The organism is Allosalinactinospora lopnorensis, from assembly GCF_000981225.1.
Lineage (GTDB): Bacteria > Actinomycetota > Actinomycetes > Streptosporangiales > Streptosporangiaceae > Allosalinactinospora > Allosalinactinospora lopnorensis.
Genome location: NZ_LAJC01000095.1, coordinates 1 through 14894, shown reverse-complemented (window position 1 = coordinate 14894; position 14894 = coordinate 1). Strand labels below are relative to the sequence as shown.

Here is a 14894-nt window from a genome sequence, read left to right as displayed (position 1 = left end):
CGGGACGCTGGCCGGTACCGGCCGGGGCACCGCGACCGGTACCGCCGCCACTACCGGGACGTCCGCCACCGCGGCCGCCGCCACCGCCACCGCGGCCACCGCCGCCGCCACCGGCGGGAGCGGGGCGCGAGGACGGCATGTTCATCGGGCTGGGGCGCGGACCACCAGGGCGGGGGCCCGCGTTCGCCGGGGTGGGGCGCTGACCGCTACCGGAGGACTGCCCTCCCGGACGCTGCCCGCCCGGACGGGGCGGCTGCGGACGGGGAGCCTGCGGACGCGGCGGACCGCCGCGCTCGCCTCCGCCGGAACGGGTACCGCCCTGGCCGCCCTGGCCCCCCCTGCGGGCCGGGCTTCGGGCCCGGACGCGGCGCGGGCTTGGCGCCCATGCCGGTGGCGGTCGAGGCGAACGGGTTGTTTCCCGGGCGCGGGCCGGTCGGGCGCGGCGTCTGGGAACGCGAGCCCTTACCGCCGCCTTCGGAGCGGCCGGGACCCCGCTCGCTCCGCTCGGAACGCCCGCCGCCGGACTTGGTGCCGCCTGAGGGGCCCGGCTTCGGGGCGGCGGGACGGGGGCCCGGCTTGGGCCCCGGCTTGGGCCCCGGCTTGGGAGCGTCACCGGAAGAAGGGCCGGGCCGCGCTGAGGGCTTCGGGCCGGGCTTGGGAGCCGCGGGCCGTTCCTGAGTCGCGCCGTCCGTTTCCTCCACCACGGACTCCGCCGGCGCCTCGGCCTCGGCCTCGGCCTCGGCACGCGGACGCTGCTTGGGGGGTGCCGGGCGGGACTTGCCCTGGCCACCACCGCTCTTCTTCTGCTCCGTCTTCTGCTCGGCGGAGCCGTTGCTGTTGTTGAACGCTTCCTTGAGACGACGGACGACGGGGGCCTCTATCGTCGAGGACGCCGACCGCACAAATTCGCCCATTTCATTGAGCTTGGCCAGAACGACCTTGCTCTCTACGCCGAACTCCTTAGCGAGCTCGTACACCCGGACCTTCGCCACTGCTCTCCTCTACCTCGGTCCGGGACATGGGGTTGTGCCGGACCGTCGCTAGCTTGACGTACTCATCGCTGCGTACTCATCGAGCGCTCATCGCAATCTCGACCCGCTTCCTCGTCGCTACACAACAATGGGCCAATTGAATCGGGCATGCCGACATAGCAAGACCCGCCGACCACGGTTAGTACAACCAAATGGGCGGCGTGATCATTCCAACCCTATCTGGAACCGCGACCGACTCCAACGTGCGGGTCAGCGGCGAAATAGGCGGCGACACGAGACGTGTCGAAGCCGTTCGCGGCCCTGAAGACCCGTTGCCAGGCCCTTCGCCGCTCGGCCTTCTCCCAGCACCGGCGGTCGGCGTGGAGATAGGCTCCCCGGCCCGGCATGCGTCTCGCGGGATCCACAACAACCGAGGCCGAGACAGTATCGGCGACCAACCGCAGCAGGTCGGACTGAGCTGCCCGCGACCGACACCCCACGCAGGTGCGAACAGGGGACGGCCGACCACTGGCGTCCATTTTAACGCGCCGGCGCATCCGCTGAACCCGAAGGGTGGTCGGTGCCGTCGTCCGAAGCTCCGGTGAAGGGATCGATCGGCTCGTCCTCAGGGTCGGCGTCGGAGCGGATGTCGATGCGCCATCCGGTGAGCCGGGCGGCCAGCCGCGCGTTCTGCCCTTCCTTGCCGATCGCCAGCGACTGCTGGTAGTCGGGCACGGTGACCCGGGCGACCTTGGCCGCGGCGTCGAGCACCTCGACGTCGCTGACGCGCGCCGGTGACAGCGCGTTGCCCACGAAGACCGCGGGGTCCTCGGAGTAGTCGACGATGTCGATCTTCTCCCCGTTCAGCTCGGCCATGACGTTGCGGACCCGGCTGCCCAACGGGCCGATGCACGCGCCCTTGGCGTTCACCCCGGCCTTGTTCGACTTGACGGCCATCTTGGTTCGGTGCCCGGCCTCGCGCGCGATCGCCGCGATCTCGACGGTGCCGTCGGCGATCTCCGGGACCTCCAGCTCGAAGAGCTTGCGCACCAGGTTCGGGTGGGTGCGCGAGAGCGTCACCGACGGGCCGCGGTGCCCTTTGCGCACCTGCACCACGTAGGCCCTGATCCGCTCGCCGTGCGTGTACGCCTCACCGGGGACCTGCTCCTGCGGCGGCAGGATGGCCTCGATCTTGCCGAGGTCGACGAGCACATTCCGCGGGTCCTTGCCCTGCTGGATGAGGCCGGAGACGATCTCCGACTCGCGTCCGGCGAACTCGCCCAGCGTCAGTTCGTCCTCCGCGTCACGCAGCCGCTGCAGAATGACCTGTTTCGCGGTGGATGTGGCGATGCGCCCGAAACCGGCAGGGGTGGCGTCGTACTCCCGCAGGACGTTGCCCTCGTCGTCGGTCTCGGCGGCCCACACGACGACATGTCCGGTGGAGCGGTTCAGCTCGACCCGCGCCGCGATCTGCGCTCCCTCCTGACGGTGATAAGCGATCAGCAGGGCATCCTCGATCGCCTTCACGACCAGGTCCACCGAGATGTCCTTCTCGCGCTCCAAACTGCGCAGGACACTCATATCGATATCCACGGGGCTCCCCCTCTAATCCACCGCGCCGAAGTCCTCGTCGCGGCGGAATTCCACCTGGACCTTGCCACGCCCCAGGTCAGAGTAATCATATGAGTGAGTCTGACCATTGATGTCAAGGGTCACACCGGACTCGTCGGCGTCCACCACCCGGCCCCGCGCCTCGCCGCCGGCGGCGAGTTGGGCGTGCACTACGCGCCCGCGTGAACGCCGCCAGTGCCGAGGCCGGGTAAGTGGCCGGTCCACTCCAGGAGACGTCACTTCGAGCACATACGGGGCTTTGCCCATGGCATCGGACGTATCGAGCGTAGCGGAGATCTCCCGGCTCACCTCTCCGACCATGTCAAGATCAACGCCGTCGTCGGAGTCCACCACAACACGCAGCAGGCGACGCTTGCCGGCCGGGGTGACCTCGATGCCCTCCAAGTCCAGCCCGGCCTCGGCCAGAACCGGCTCGATCAGCTCGGCGAGACGGGCATGACGAGCCTGCGCGCCCATCAGGGTTCCTCCTCGGCGAATGCCGCCCGCTTCCTAGAACCGAGGCGGGGCGGTCCAGCTGTGCACATAAGTTTTCCACGCGTCGCTGTGACGGCGGTTTGAAATCAAGAGTATCCACAGTCAACCCCTGCCCAGGCATCCTGTGGGGTTCCGCGTGCCGGACCTCCCTTTTCGCCACGCTTCACGGGTGCTCGGAATACCGATGCGCCATGGAAAAATACGATCATCGCGTCCGCGATAACCGGTCTCCAGGCCATTGGCGCCGCAGACGGGACCTCGGCTCCAGCACGATTGGGAGGCAGGCTTGGTTCACGACCGCGGCGCCCTCAGCCGCCGCATGGTCATCGCAGGGGCGATCGCGGCCCTCACCGCCGCCAACCTGAGCGGGTGCCAGGGCGAGCGGTGGTACCCGAGCGAGATCAGCCCGGACGAGTACGTGCTGCGCGGGACGATCGCCGGCAAGAAGCGCACGATCGCCCGCTACGAGGCGACGCTGGAGGCCGGCGAGGGCCCCGCGGAACTCCTGGAGCGGCTGCTCGTCCACCACCGGCACCATCTCCGGGCGCTTCGCGACCGGCTGCCCGACCACGGCACCGATGAACCCTGGGATCCCGAGAACTCACCCGACGCCGTCCCGGACCCCGGCTCCCCCGTCTCGGTGTCCGGGCTGCGCGTGGCCGAGGAGAGCGCCGCCGGCGAGCGGCCCCGGCAGCTGGCCAAGATCTCCGATCCCGGTCTGGCGCAGCTCATCGCCGCCGTGGGCGCCTGCGAGATCGGCCACGCCCACATACTCAAGGAGGAGAGTTGAGCGCGGAGGAATCCGACCCGGAGGAGTTCACCGACACCGGCGCGCTGCAGAACGCGCTGCGCGCCGAGCACGCGGCCGTCTACGGCTACGGGTTCATCGGCGCTCACAGCGAGGGGGACCTGCGCGAGCACAGCTACCACTGCCTGGACGAGCACCGGGCGCAGCGCGACACCCTCCGGACCGAACTGGTGCGTCTCAACGCCTCGCCGGCAGTCTCGAAGAGCGCCTATGAGTTGCCCGATTCCACCGACCAGAGCGCGCTGGACGCCTTCGCGGCGAAGCTGGAGGAACGGACGGCACGCGGCTACCTGCAGATGGCCGCCGCCGAGGACACCTCGCTGCGCGACCTGGCCACCCGCTCCCTGCAGGAGGCGACGGTGCGCGGCCTGACCTGGGGCGCGGAGCTTTCCCCACTGCCGGGCTTCCCGGACGACGAGGTCACCGAACTCGGATCGACCGAATGAGCCGGAATCGACGCCGCCCGGCCAGCCCTCACTCGCCCGCTACGACGCCGGCGACCTTCTCGACGGCGGTGTCCAGCGCGATCTCCTCGCGCTCGCCGCTGGCGCGGTCGCGCAGCTCCAGCACCCCCTGGTCCAGGCCCTTGCCCACGATCAGGCTGGTGGGGATGCCGAGCAGCTCGGCGTCGGTGAACTTCACCCCGGGCGAGACGCCCTTGCGGTCGTCCACGAGCACACGGACCCCCCTGGCCGTCAGCTCCTCGGCGATACGCACCGCGACCTCGATCTGCTCGCCCTTGCCGGTGCCCACCACGTGGACGTCGGCCGGCGCGACCTCGCGCGGCCAGACGATGCCCTTGTCGTCGTGGGACTGCTCGACGATCGCGGCGACGACCCGGGACACGCCGATGCCGTAGGAGCCCATGGTGATGCGCTTGGGCTTGCCGTCTGGGCCGAGGGCGTCGAGCTCGTAGGCGTCGGCGTACTTGCGGCCGAGCTGGAACACGTGGCCGATCTCGATGCCGCGCGCCGTGTAGAGGGTCCCCTGGCCGTCGGGCGAGGGGTCGCCGTCGCGCACCTCGGCGACGTCGATCACGCCGTCGGGGGCGAAGTCGCGCCCGCAGACGAGATCGACAACGTGGTGGTCGGCCTGGTCGGCGCCGGTGATCCACCGGGTGCCCTCGACGACGCGGGGGTCGGCCAGGTAGCGCAGCTTGTTATGGATCAGCGCGTTCGGGCCGACGTACCCTTTGACCAGGAAGGGGTTCGCCTCGAAGTCGGCCTCCTCCAACATGGCCACCTCGGCGGGTTCGAGCGCCGCCTCCAGGCGCTTCATGTCGACGTCGCGGTCACCGGGCACGCCGATGCCGAGGATCTCCCACTCGCTGTCGCCGGGCTGGCGGATCTTGACGAGCACGTTCTTCAGCGTGTCGGCGGCGGTGACCGTGCGCCCGATCCCGGCGCCGTTGAAGAAGTCGACCAGGGTCTCGATGGTCGGGGTGTCCGGCGTGTGGTGTACCCGCGCCTCGGGCGCCCCTTCGGTGGGGAGCGCGGGCGGCACCGGGACGCGGACCGCCTCCACGTTGGCGGCGTAGCCGGACCCGGTGCTGCGCACGAACGTGTCCTCACCGGTGGAGGTCTCGGCGAGGAACTCCTCGGAGGCCGACCCGCCCATGGCGCCGGACATGGCCGACACGATCACGTACCGCAGCCCGAGGCGGTCGAAGATCCTGACGTAGGCGTCGCGGTGCAGGTCATAGGAGTGCTGCAGTCCCTCGTCGTCGAGGTCGAAGGAGTAGGAGTCCTTCATGTGGAACTCGCGCCCGCGCAGGATCCCGGCCCGCGGGCGGGCCTCGTCGCGGAACTTCTCCTGGATCTGGTAGAGGACCACCGGGAAGTCCTTGTACGAGGAGAACTCGCCCTTGACCAGATGGGTGAACAGCTCCTCGTGCGTGGGACCGAGGAGGTAGTCGGCGCCCTTGCGGTCGACCACCCGGAAGACGCTGTCGCCGTACTCGGTCCAGCGGCCGGTGGTCTCGAAGTACTCGCGCGGCAGCAGCGCGGGCAGCAGCAGTTCCTGGCCGCCGATGCGGTTCATCTCCTCGCGCACGACGGAGGTGACGTTCTCCAGCACCAGCTTGCCGAGCGGCAGCCAGGAGTAGACCCCGGGCGCGGTTCGGCGCACGTAGCCGCCGCGGGCCAGCAGCTTGTGGCTCGGCACCTCGGCGTCCGCCGGGTCCTCGCGCAGGGTGCGCAGGAACAGGGTCGACATCCGCAGCAGCACGGCCACTCCTCAATCGAGACGCGAAAAGCAGTTGGGGTGCAGTCCAGGCTAGCGGGCATCGGCACCTCTCATAGCCGGTTCGGTGCCGCGATCTCGTCGCGGACCATCTCCCGCAGCGCCCGCGCCGCCGTTCCCGCCGCGCGCTCCTTCGCCATAGCGACCGCGGTGCGCCACTGCGCGGCCCCCGCGATGGGAACGAACGCGGCGGCGCCGGTCTTGGCCGAGAAGTGCTCGGGCACGATCGCCAGCCCGAGGCCGTGGCTGACCAGGTCGATCAGGGTGTGTACGTCGTTGACCTCCAGCTCGACCCGGCGGCCGACACCCCGGGCCGCGAGCATCCCGTCGCAGACCTCGCGCGTCCCCCAGGAGGCGGTGAAGTCCACGAAGGGCTCGCCGTCGAGCTCGGCCAGGGCGAGCTCGTCCCGTTCGGCGAAGCGGTGCTCCAGCGCGCAGGCGAGGACCATCGGTTCCGCGGCGATCGGTGTCAGCTCCAGGTCGCCGCCCTCGCCCTCCCCCACGGCGGTGAACGCGAGGTCGAGCCGTCCGGAGCGCAGTCCGTCCAGCAGGGCCGCCGTCCCGTCCTGCTGCAGGCGGATCTCCACGTGCGGGTGCTTGGCGTGGAAGCCGGCCAGTACCCGGGGGACGTCGATCCCGCTCAGGCACTGCAGGGTGCCCACGCGCAGCGTGCCGCGCAGCAGTCCACGCACAGCGGCGACGACGTCACGGGCGTCCTCCACCTTCGCAAGCGCCTGCCGCGCCTCCGGCAGCAGCGCCCGGCCCGCGTCGGTGAGCCCGACCCTGCGGGTGCTGCGGACGAACAGCGGGGCCCCGAGCTCGCGCTCCAGCGACCGGATCGACGCGGAGAGGCCGGACTGGGCGACGCGCATCCGCTGCGCGGCGCGGGTGAAATGGCACTCCTCCGCGACCGCCACGAAGTATTCGAGCTGCCGCAGTTCCACGATTGATCACTCCAGGCGAATAACGCGATCGTTTTCTTCTGTTGGACAGCTTAACCGCGCGGCCAGCAGTCTGTAGGGGCCGCCGGGCACGACAGCCACCGCGCCCGGCCCCACGCAACCGTCGAACCCCGGAAAGAGCAGAAGAGAATGCAGACGCGAACCATCGGTGACCGTTCCGTCAGCGCGATCGGGCTGGGCGGTATGCCCATGTCCATCGAGGGCCGCCCCGAGCGGAATCGGTCGATCGCGACGATCCACGCCGCGTTGGACGCCGGGGTGTCGCTGATCGACACCGCCGACGCCTACCAGCGCGACGTCGGGGAGCTCGGGCACAACGAAGCGCTGATCGCGGAGGCCCTGGCGTCCTACGGCGCCGACACCTCCCACGTCCTCGTCGCCACCAAGGGCGGCCACCGGCGCCCCGGCGACGGCACGTGGACACTGAACGGCCGCCCGGAGTACCTGAAGCAGGCGTGCGAGGCGTCGCTGCGCAGCCTGGGGGTCGAGGCGATCGGCCTGTACCAGTTCCACCGCCCCGATCCCGAGGTCCCCTACGAGGAGTCCGTCAGCGCGCTGAGCGATCTGCTGGACGAGGGCAAGATCCGGCTGGCCGGGATCTCCAACGCCGACCCCGAGCAGATCCGCACGGCCAGCAGCGTCCTGGGCGGGCGCCTATCGTCAGTGCAGAACCAGTTCTCCCCCCGGTTCCGCTCCAGCGAACCGGAGCTGCGGCTGTGTGACGAGCTCGGCATCGCGTTCCTGCCCTGGAGCCCCCTGGGCGGGATCTCCCGCGCGTCCGAACTGGCCGGGAACCACGCCGTGTTCGCCGCGGTCGCGGACGGGTACGGCGTCAGCCCGCAGCAGGTTTGCCTGGCCTGGATGCTCGCCAAAGCGCCCACCGTCGTCCCGATCCCCGGAGCCTCGCGCCCGGAGACCATCCGGGACAGCTGCGCTGCCGCCGACCTCAAGCTCAGCACGGAGGACCTGGCCCGGCTCGACCGGGACTAGCCACGATTCCGGCCGATCTTGAGGAAAGCGGTCTCTCAGCGCGCGCTGAGGGACCGCTTTCCTCAAGATCGGCCGGAGTTACTCGATGCCGTCCTCGCACGCCGCGCCGCATTCGGGAATCTCCTCCCCGCCGGCAGCACCACCCGCCGGTCACGGAGCGGCTTGTCAAGCTCGATCTCCCTGCTGCCGGGGCCGGTCTGGTGAGAACTCCGGCACGCATCATCGAAGCTGCCCGAGAACCTGCTTTCCACGGGGCGGACCTCCACCTCGTCCTCGCCCTCCTCGACCGACGCCTCGTCGAGTCGGCCGCAGGGCGAGAGCTCGTAGACCACGGTCAGCGTCTCGGCGTCCGCGTCACCCTCATAGCCGAGGAGGTGTCCGGACCGGCCTCCCTCTCCCGGCTCCAGCTCCAGGTCACGCGACTCCGCGTTCTCGATCCCCTCGATTACGCCCTCATTCACCCGCTCCAGCCGCTCGTCGCGCTCCTCGGCGCGCTGTTCGGCCCGCTCCTCCGCCTCGACGGAGGAGACGTGGTAGGCGTACCCGAGACCGGGGAAGAGGAGCAGCGACACAACGGCGACGATCCGCCGGAACAGGAACGCGTCCTCGCTGGGCTCGTTCGCCTCCGGGTTCCGGTACTGCCAGTGACTCAGCTCCCACCAGATCCGCGGACGGATCGCCACGGGAAGAAAGAGCACAAGGGACAGCACGATCGTCAGCACGAAAACACCCACAGGAACCCCACCTCGCTCGGGAAACCGGCCCGTCCCTACGACGACCCGCCGCGCACCCCGGTTGCCCGCCGGCCACGGCGAGAACACCGGTGCCCGGGACCGGAACCGGCCAGGCGGAGAGGCTTCCGCCGGCGTAGCCTTGTGGCCGGAACACAACCGACGGTCACATCCGAACAGGCGGTGCCCGACCACCCATGGCCGGTGCTGGCGACGAGGTCCCGGTTACCACGCCCGCGCTCCGGCTCGCGGGCCTGGTAACCGCGCTGTTCAGCGGCACCTCGCCGTGACGCCGGTACCCCATGGAGGGATGGACACGGCTGCGTCGGCACGCGTAGCTTGAGGGGAAACCACCACCTCAGGGCCCGCCTCGGCTTTGGCGGTGACTGCGGAACGCCCATCGGGGAGAGAGCATGTCCGAGCCGATCGTCTACATCGACCGCTCTGAGATCCGCGAGGGCAAGCTGGAGGAGGTCAGGAAGGCCGCCGCTGAGTTGGCCGACTTCGTCGACACGCATGAGCCGCAGTTGCTCTCCTACGGCTTCTACATCAACGAGGAAGCCGGCCGGATGACCGTCGTCGCGGTTCACCCCGACTCCGCCTCGCTGGAACTCCACATGGAGGTCGCGGGCCCGGTCTTCCGCAAGTTCGCGGACCTCATCGAACTGCGGGCGATCGAGGCATACGGACGGCTGAGCGACAAGGCGCTGAGCGGGCTGCATCAAAAGGCGCTGATGCTGGGGGAGAACGGAAGCGTGGTTGTGGACGAACCGTACGCGGGCTTCACGCGGTTCGAATCCGCCGGTTCCTGACCGCCACGCACCTCAGGTTTCCCGCTGATCTTGACGAAGGCGGTCCTTCGGTGCGCCGAAGGACCGCCTTCGTCAAGATCACTGGTAACGCCTCTCCCCCGCCGTGCTCTTATGACCACTCCAGTGGCCCCACGGCGGAAATAACATCACGGAGGCCGGTGCGCCCCCAACACGGTGAGGGTGGACAGATCCGGCCGCGACCTGCTAACGCACTCCGAACCCCGCGGGCGGACACGACCGATCCCCACCACCCCACCAATTGACACAGAAACGTCGGGATCAGGTGGCCGCCGGGCCCCGTACCGTTGGGGCATGGGGAAGCGCGAGGCGGCGGTACCGCCGGAGGCGCCGGCGGTGGAGCTGCTGGGTGACGCCGACCGGACCGACTCGTGGATCCTGCTGGTCGACGGCACGCCCCAGTCGCACGTCGACCTCTCCGACCCCACGTACCTGGACTTCGAGTACGTGCGGCGGTTCGGCCACGTGGCCGACCTGTGCGCGCCGGCCGGGCGGCCGATCGAGGCGCTGCACCTCGGCGCGGGCGCGCTCACCCTGGCCCGCTACATCGCCGCGGCCCGGCCCGGGTCGCGGCAGCGGGCCGTCGACCACGACCAGCGGGTGATCGACCTCGTCCGCGACAAGCTGCCGTGGGACCGCCGGGCCGGCATCCGGGTCGGCACGGGGGACGCGCGGTCCTGGCTGGCGCGGCGCCGGACCGACAGCGCCGACCTGCTCGTCTGCGACGTCTTCGCCGGCGGGCGCACCCCCGGGCACCTGACCTCGGTGGAGTTCTGCACCGATGCGGCGCGCGTGCTGCGCCCCGGCGGGGTGTACGCGGCCAACATCGGCGACGGGCGGCGGCTCGGGCACACGCGGGCCCAGGTCGCCACGGCCGCGGCGGTCTTCGCCGAGACGGCTCTGATCGCCGAGCCCGGCGTGCTGCGCGGCCGCCGGTTCGGCAACCTGGTGCTGGCCGCCTCCGACCGGCCGCTGCCCGTGGACGAGCTCGCCCGCCGTGCCCACCGCGACCCCGACATGGCGCGGCTGCTCGCGGGGGCGGACCTGGAGCGTTTCACCGCGGGCGCTCCCCCGGTGCGCGACGCCACCGCCCAGGACTCCCCGGTCCCGCCCGAGGCACGTTCGTACGCTGAGACGGCCGGGCTACTCCGAGTGGAGTAGCCACCGCCCTGAAGCGCCTTCCCCGGGAGGACGCGCCGGCACTACCCTCCCGGCGTACCGTTGACCCCGATGAAGAGCTTCTTCCGGCGGATCCCGCGCGAGGACGTGCTCCTCGCCCTGGCCGTCGGCTGCGCCACCGCCTTCAGCACGCTCTACGCCACGTGGTCGGTGCCGCCGCACGCGATCCAGCCGCTGCTGCCGTGGGGACTGCCGCTGATCGTGCTGGCCGTTACCCCGCTGGCGCTGCGCGATCTCTATCCGGTTCCGGTGGCGGCGGTCTCCGGGACGGCCGCCACCGTCTACTACCCGCTCAACCACGCCGACGGCTTCGTCGTCATCGCGGGCGCCGTCGCCCTCTACACCGCTGTGGCGCGGGGCTACCGGTGGCAGGGGTGGCTGCTCGGCCTCGCCCAGTTCCTGATCATCCACGTCTGGGAGACCGTCGTATTCGGGGCGCCGCGCCCGGAGTACGTGCTGGGCGCGTTCGCCTGGGTGCTGGTTGTGCTGATCACGGGCGAGGTGGTCCGCAAGCGTGCCGAGTACACCACGGTGCAGCGCGCGCACCAGGAGGAGGCCGCACACGCCCGCGAGGAGGAGGTGCGCCGCCGAACGGCCGACGAGCGGGTGCGGCTGGCCCGCGAGGTGCACGACGTCATCGCCCACAACATCTCCCTGATCAACGTCCAGGCGGGCACCGCGCTGTACCTCATGGACTCCGAGCCCGAGCGTGCCCGCGACGCGCTCTCGACGATCAAGTCGACCAGCAAGGAGACGCTGCGGGAGCTGCGCTCCACGCTGGGCGCGCTGCGTGTCGCCGACGAGGAGGCTCCGCGCTCCCCCACGCCCGGGATCGACCGGCTCCCGGCCCTGGCCGAGCGGACCCGCGCCGCCGGCGTCGCCGTGGAGCTCCACTACGAGGGCGAGCCCCGGGGGCTCGTCGCGAACATCGAGAGCGCCGCCTACCGGATCGTGCAGGAGTCGCTGACCAACGCCGTCCGGCACGCCTCGGCGACGAAGGTCACCGTGCGGCTCGACCACGACGGGCCGGGCCTGCGCCTGGAGATCGAGGACGATGGCGCCGGGGCGCCCGACGGCTTCGTACTGGGCAACGGGATCCTCGGCATGCGGGAACGGGCCGCGGCGCTCGGCGGGGAGCTCCAGGCCGCCCCCGGCGACGGCGGCGGCTTCCGTGTCCGGGCGCGGCTGCCGGGCAGCGAGATCGGGGAAACATGATCCGGGTACTGCTCACCGACGACCAGGCACTGGTGCGCGCCGGGTTCCGGGCGCTGCTCGACAGCGCCGCGGACATCAGCGTCGTCGCCGAGGCCGAGGAGGGCGCGCAGGCCGCGCGGCTGGCCCGGTCCGAGCGGCCCGATGTCGTCCTGATGGACATCCGGATGCCCGGCACGGACGGTCTGGCCGCGGCGCGGCGGATCCTGTCCGACCCCGCTCTCACCAGGACCCGCGTCGTCATCCTCACGACGTTCGACCTGGACGAGTACATCTTCGAGGCGCTGCGGACCGGGGCCAGCGGTTTCCTGGTCAAGGACACCGAGCCCGAGGACCTGCTGCAGGGCGTGCGCGTGGTCGCCCGCGGCGACGCGCTCCTCTCCCCTAATGTCACCCGGCGGCTCATCGCCGACTACGCCCGCCGGCCGCACAGGCCGGAACCCGACACGCGGCTGAACGAGCTCACCGGTCGCGAACGCGAGGTGCTCGCGCTGGTCGGCGAGGGGTTGTCCAACGAGGAGATCGCCGCGCGCCTCGTGCTCAGCCCCGCGACCGCGAAAACACACGTCAGCCGGACGATGGTGAAGTTGCGGGCGCGCGACCGCGCCCAGCTCGTGGTGGTCGCCTACGAGAGCGGCCTGGTACGGCCGGGGTGGACCGGCTGCTGACCCCTCTCCGGCGGTGTGCGGCGCCGCGGCTCCCCTGACCCGGCCGTCCCGGCCCCGGAGGGGGTGTCGGGGAGGTCCCTACGCCTGGAGGAACAGCCCCGACCCGTCAGGCCTCCCGCAGGCGTAGTGCAGGTGCCCTCCGCTGGGCGACGCGGTGCGGCGCCGCGCCCGGGGATGATCGGTCCCGTCACAGACCACACCGGTTCGCAAGGAGTCGCCGCCGTGTTCGAGGACCCCCTGCTCCTGGCGAGGCTGCAGTTCGCCCTCACCGCGAGCACCCACTACATCTTCGTGGCGCTCACACTCGGGCTGGCCCCGTTCATCCTGTTCGGCCAGTTGCGGGCCACCCTGCGCGGCGACGAGGCCCTGATGCTCGGGGGGCGCTTCTGGGGCGGCCTCTACCTGGTGAACTACGGGATGGGCGTGCTCTCCGGTCTCGTCATGGAGCTGCAGCTGGCGACCAACTGGAGCGGGCTGGGCGACATGTTCGGCTACGCCTTCGGCGCCCCGCTCGCGGTCGAGACGATGGCGGCCTTCTTCATCGAGTCGACCTTCCTGGGGCTGTGGATCTTCGGATGGGACCGGATGGGCCGCTGGTCGCACCTCGCATGCTTCGCCGTTGTGGCGGCGACCGCCTACGCCTCGGCGTACTGGGTGCTCGTCGCGAACGGTTTCCTGAAGAACCCGGTCGGCTTCGAGATCCGTGGCGGTGTCGCCGTGCTCACCGACCCCCGCGCGCTGCTGGCCAACCCGGCGGCGCTCCTGGCGTTCGGGCACATCGTCGCCGGCGCCCTGCTGCTGGGCGGGCTGGTGGTGGCGGCGGTGAGCGCCTATCACCTCGCCAGGGGGAACGACCCCGGCGGGATGTACCGCCGCGGGATCACCAGCGGGGTCACCGTCGCGGCTCTGGCCCTGCTGCCGGTGGCGGCCTTCGGGGGCACGCAGTACGCGATGTTCGGTCAGGAGCCCCCGACCAGCGGCCGCACCCTGAGCGGCACCGAGATCGCGGGCATCGAGGAGTCCTACAACGGCGCCGCGGCGGAGGCGTTCGGCGTGGCCGGGCACCTGCTCATGCTCCTGTGCTGGACGGCCATGGTCGGCGTCGCCGCGGTGGGGCTGTTCCTGTGGCTGATCCGCCGGCTGCACCGGTGGCGCTGGTTCCACTGGATCCTGGTGTTCTGCCCGTTTCTGCCTACACCGCGAGCGTGGGCGGGTGGGTGTTCCGGGAGACCGGGCGCCAGCCGTGGACGGTCATCCACCACCTGACCACGGCCGACGCGATGACGGACATGTCACCGGGTATGGCGGTGGCCTCGTTCACCCTGTTCACCGCGGCGTTCGCGGTGCTGGCGACGGTCACCCTCTGGCTCCTGGTGCGCTTCGCCCGGCGAGGTCCCCAGGGTGGTCCGCTCGCCCCGTCCCGCCGACCCGGTCGTGATCCGCTGCTTCCCGTCCACACCTTCTAGTCCTGTCGCGTCTGAGGAGACCATCATGGAGATCGTCGCCGTACTCTTCCTCACCGGCCTGGTGGTGGGGTACTTCGTGCTGGCGGGATGCGATATCGGCCTCGGCATGCTCATGCCATACGTGGCGCGGACCTCCGGCGAGCGTCGGCGCCTGGTCCGCGCGATCGCCCCGTACTTTCTCGGCACGGAGGTGTGGCTGGTCGGGGCGATCGGTACCGTCGCCGGGCTGTTCCCCGCGTTGAAAAGCGAGATCGTCGTCGGGCTGTGGCCCGTGTTCGTCGCGATCCTGGCCGGGTGGCTGTGGCGCGACGCGGGGCTGTGGCTGCGCGCCCGGGTGGACGGCGGCGCGTGGCGAGGCGCGTGGGACACGGCGATCACGGCGGGCAGCTGGACACTGGCGCTGGGCTGGGGACTGGCGATCGGCGGTCTGCTCAGCGGCGGACGCCCGCTCAGCCCGTTCGCGATCGCCTGCGCCCTCACCGTGGTCCTGCTCTTCGCGCTGCGCGGGGCCGCTTTCGGCGCCGAGCGCCTGGTACCGGTGAACGAGCCGCTCGACGGCGGCCCGGTGAGCGCGGGCCCGAACGCCGCGCCGTCCAGTGGGGGAACCGCGCTCGCCGCGCCGGTCCAGCACGCCCGCCCCGCCGCCAACACCGCTGAGAGCGCCGATGTCGCCGCCCAGGCGACCCGGATGCTCGCCCGCGGGGCGTCGGCCGGGTTGGCGGCCGCGGTC

Annotated in this window: 15 protein-coding genes and 1 pseudogene; 9 read left to right on the top strand and 7 right to left on the bottom strand. The window is 71.1% G+C overall.

Going from position 1 to position 14894, the window contains the following annotated elements; genetic code table 11:
• Positions 1-206: 206 nt before the first annotated feature.
• The 4 genes from VS93_RS28675 to rimP form a co-directional block, all read right to left on the bottom strand.
• Entirely contained in the window at positions 207-977 is a 771-nt protein-coding gene (locus tag VS93_RS28675; RefSeq protein ID WP_338022789.1) for a translation initiation factor IF-2 N-terminal domain-containing protein, read from the bottom strand.
• Between the two features lie 230 nt (positions 978-1207).
• The gene (locus tag VS93_RS28670; protein ID WP_156184995.1) at positions 1208-1510 is read right to left on the bottom strand and encodes a YlxR family protein; all 303 of its coding nucleotides are present in this window, start codon (positions 1508-1510) and stop codon (positions 1208-1210) included.
• Position 1511: 1 nt separating this feature from the next.
• Entirely contained in the window at positions 1512-2552 is a 1041-nt protein-coding gene (gene nusA / locus VS93_RS23835) for a transcription termination factor NusA (RefSeq protein ID WP_046472105.1), read from the bottom strand.
• Positions 2553-2576: 24 nt separating this feature from the next.
• Positions 2577-3059 carry a ribosome maturation factor RimP gene (gene rimP, locus VS93_RS23830; RefSeq protein WP_046472104.1) on the bottom strand — a complete coding sequence of 161 codons (483 nt, stop codon included), beginning with the start codon at positions 3057-3059 and terminating at the stop codon, positions 2577-2579.
• Between the two features lie 304 nt (positions 3060-3363).
• Here rimP and VS93_RS23825 point away from each other — a divergent pair, with 304 nt between their 5' ends.
• Entirely contained in the window at positions 3364-3867 is a 504-nt protein-coding gene (locus VS93_RS23825) for a hypothetical protein (RefSeq protein ID WP_236700704.1), read from the top strand.
• On the top strand, positions 3864-4331 hold the full coding sequence (locus tag VS93_RS23820; RefSeq protein ID WP_046472103.1) for a ferritin-like domain-containing protein: 468 nt from the start codon (positions 3864-3866) through the stop codon (positions 4329-4331). The genes VS93_RS23825 and VS93_RS23820 overlap by 4 nt, the downstream gene beginning before the upstream one ends.
• 28 nt (positions 4332-4359) lie before the next feature.
• On the opposite strand, the gene VS93_RS23815 is transcribed toward VS93_RS23820, so the two are convergent.
• Both VS93_RS23815 and VS93_RS23810 read right to left on the bottom strand, forming a co-directional pair.
• Positions 4360-6111 (bottom strand): proline--tRNA ligase, encoded by a 1752-nt coding sequence (locus tag VS93_RS23815; RefSeq protein ID WP_173434361.1) that lies wholly within the window; start codon positions 6109-6111, stop codon positions 4360-4362.
• A 68-nt stretch (positions 6112-6179) separates the two neighbouring features.
• A complete protein-coding gene (locus VS93_RS23810) occupies positions 6180-7070 on the bottom strand; it encodes a LysR family transcriptional regulator (protein WP_046472102.1) in 891 nt (296 codons plus the stop codon).
• Between the two features lie 147 nt (positions 7071-7217).
• Between VS93_RS23810 and VS93_RS23805 the strand changes: the two genes are divergently transcribed.
• Positions 7218-8078, top strand: coding sequence for an aldo/keto reductase (locus tag VS93_RS23805; protein WP_046472101.1), 861 nt, complete (start codon positions 7218-7220; stop codon positions 8076-8078).
• A 62-nt stretch (positions 8079-8140) separates the two neighbouring features.
• Here the strand turns inward: VS93_RS23805 and VS93_RS27335 are convergent, their stop codons facing one another.
• A complete protein-coding gene (locus tag VS93_RS27335; RefSeq protein ID WP_052745958.1) occupies positions 8141-8812 on the bottom strand; it encodes a hypothetical protein in 672 nt (223 codons plus the stop codon).
• 410 nt (positions 8813-9222) lie between these two features.
• Here VS93_RS27335 and VS93_RS23795 point away from each other — a divergent pair, with 410 nt between their 5' ends.
• From VS93_RS23795 to VS93_RS23770, 6 genes and pseudogenes are all read left to right on the top strand, one after another.
• Positions 9223-9621 carry a hypothetical protein gene (locus VS93_RS23795; RefSeq protein WP_046472100.1) on the top strand — a complete coding sequence of 133 codons (399 nt, stop codon included), beginning with the start codon at positions 9223-9225 and terminating at the stop codon, positions 9619-9621.
• 312 nt (positions 9622-9933) lie between these two features.
• Positions 9934-10800, top strand: coding sequence for a spermidine synthase (locus VS93_RS23790; RefSeq protein ID WP_046472099.1), 867 nt, complete (start codon positions 9934-9936; stop codon positions 10798-10800).
• A gap of 69 nt (positions 10801-10869) precedes the next feature.
• The gene (locus VS93_RS23785) at positions 10870-12033 is read left to right on the top strand and encodes a sensor histidine kinase (RefSeq protein ID WP_046472107.1); all 1164 of its coding nucleotides are present in this window, start codon (positions 10870-10872) and stop codon (positions 12031-12033) included.
• A complete protein-coding gene (locus tag VS93_RS23780) occupies positions 12030-12698 on the top strand; it encodes a response regulator (protein WP_046472098.1) in 669 nt (222 codons plus the stop codon). Before VS93_RS23785 ends, VS93_RS23780 begins: the two co-directional genes overlap by 4 nt.
• 222 nt (positions 12699-12920) lie before the next feature.
• Positions 12921-14164: pseudogene (locus VS93_RS23775) on the top strand (cytochrome ubiquinol oxidase subunit I).
• Positions 14165-14189: 25 nt separating this feature from the next.
• On the top strand, positions 14190-14894 hold a 705-nt coding region (locus VS93_RS23770), incomplete at its 3' end, for a cytochrome d ubiquinol oxidase subunit II (RefSeq protein ID WP_162231711.1).

Bases quoted from the DNA above. Each gene is read 5' to 3' on its own strand.
- VS93_RS23795 (WP_046472100.1), top strand. From the start codon at position 9,223: ATGTCCGAGCCGATCGTCTACATCGACCGCTCTGAGATCCGCGAGGGC.
- nusA (WP_046472105.1), bottom strand. From the start codon at position 2,552: ATGAGTGTCCTGCGCAGTTTGGAGCGCGAGAAGGACATCTCGGTGGAC.
- VS93_RS23780 (WP_046472098.1), top strand. From the start codon at position 12,030: ATGATCCGGGTACTGCTCACCGACGACCAGGCACTGGTGCGCGCCGGG.
- VS93_RS23785 (WP_046472107.1), top strand. From the start codon at position 10,870: ATGAAGAGCTTCTTCCGGCGGATCCCGCGCGAGGACGTGCTCCTCGCC.
- VS93_RS23805 (WP_046472101.1), top strand. From the start codon at position 7,218: ATGCAGACGCGAACCATCGGTGACCGTTCCGTCAGCGCGATCGGGCTG.
- rimP (WP_046472104.1), bottom strand. From the start codon at position 3,059: ATGGGCGCGCAGGCTCGTCATGCCCGTCTCGCCGAGCTGATCGAGCCG.
- VS93_RS28670 (WP_156184995.1), bottom strand. From the start codon at position 1,510: ATGGACGCCAGTGGTCGGCCGTCCCCTGTTCGCACCTGCGTGGGGTGT.
- VS93_RS23790 (WP_046472099.1), top strand. From the start codon at position 9,934: ATGGGGAAGCGCGAGGCGGCGGTACCGCCGGAGGCGCCGGCGGTGGAG.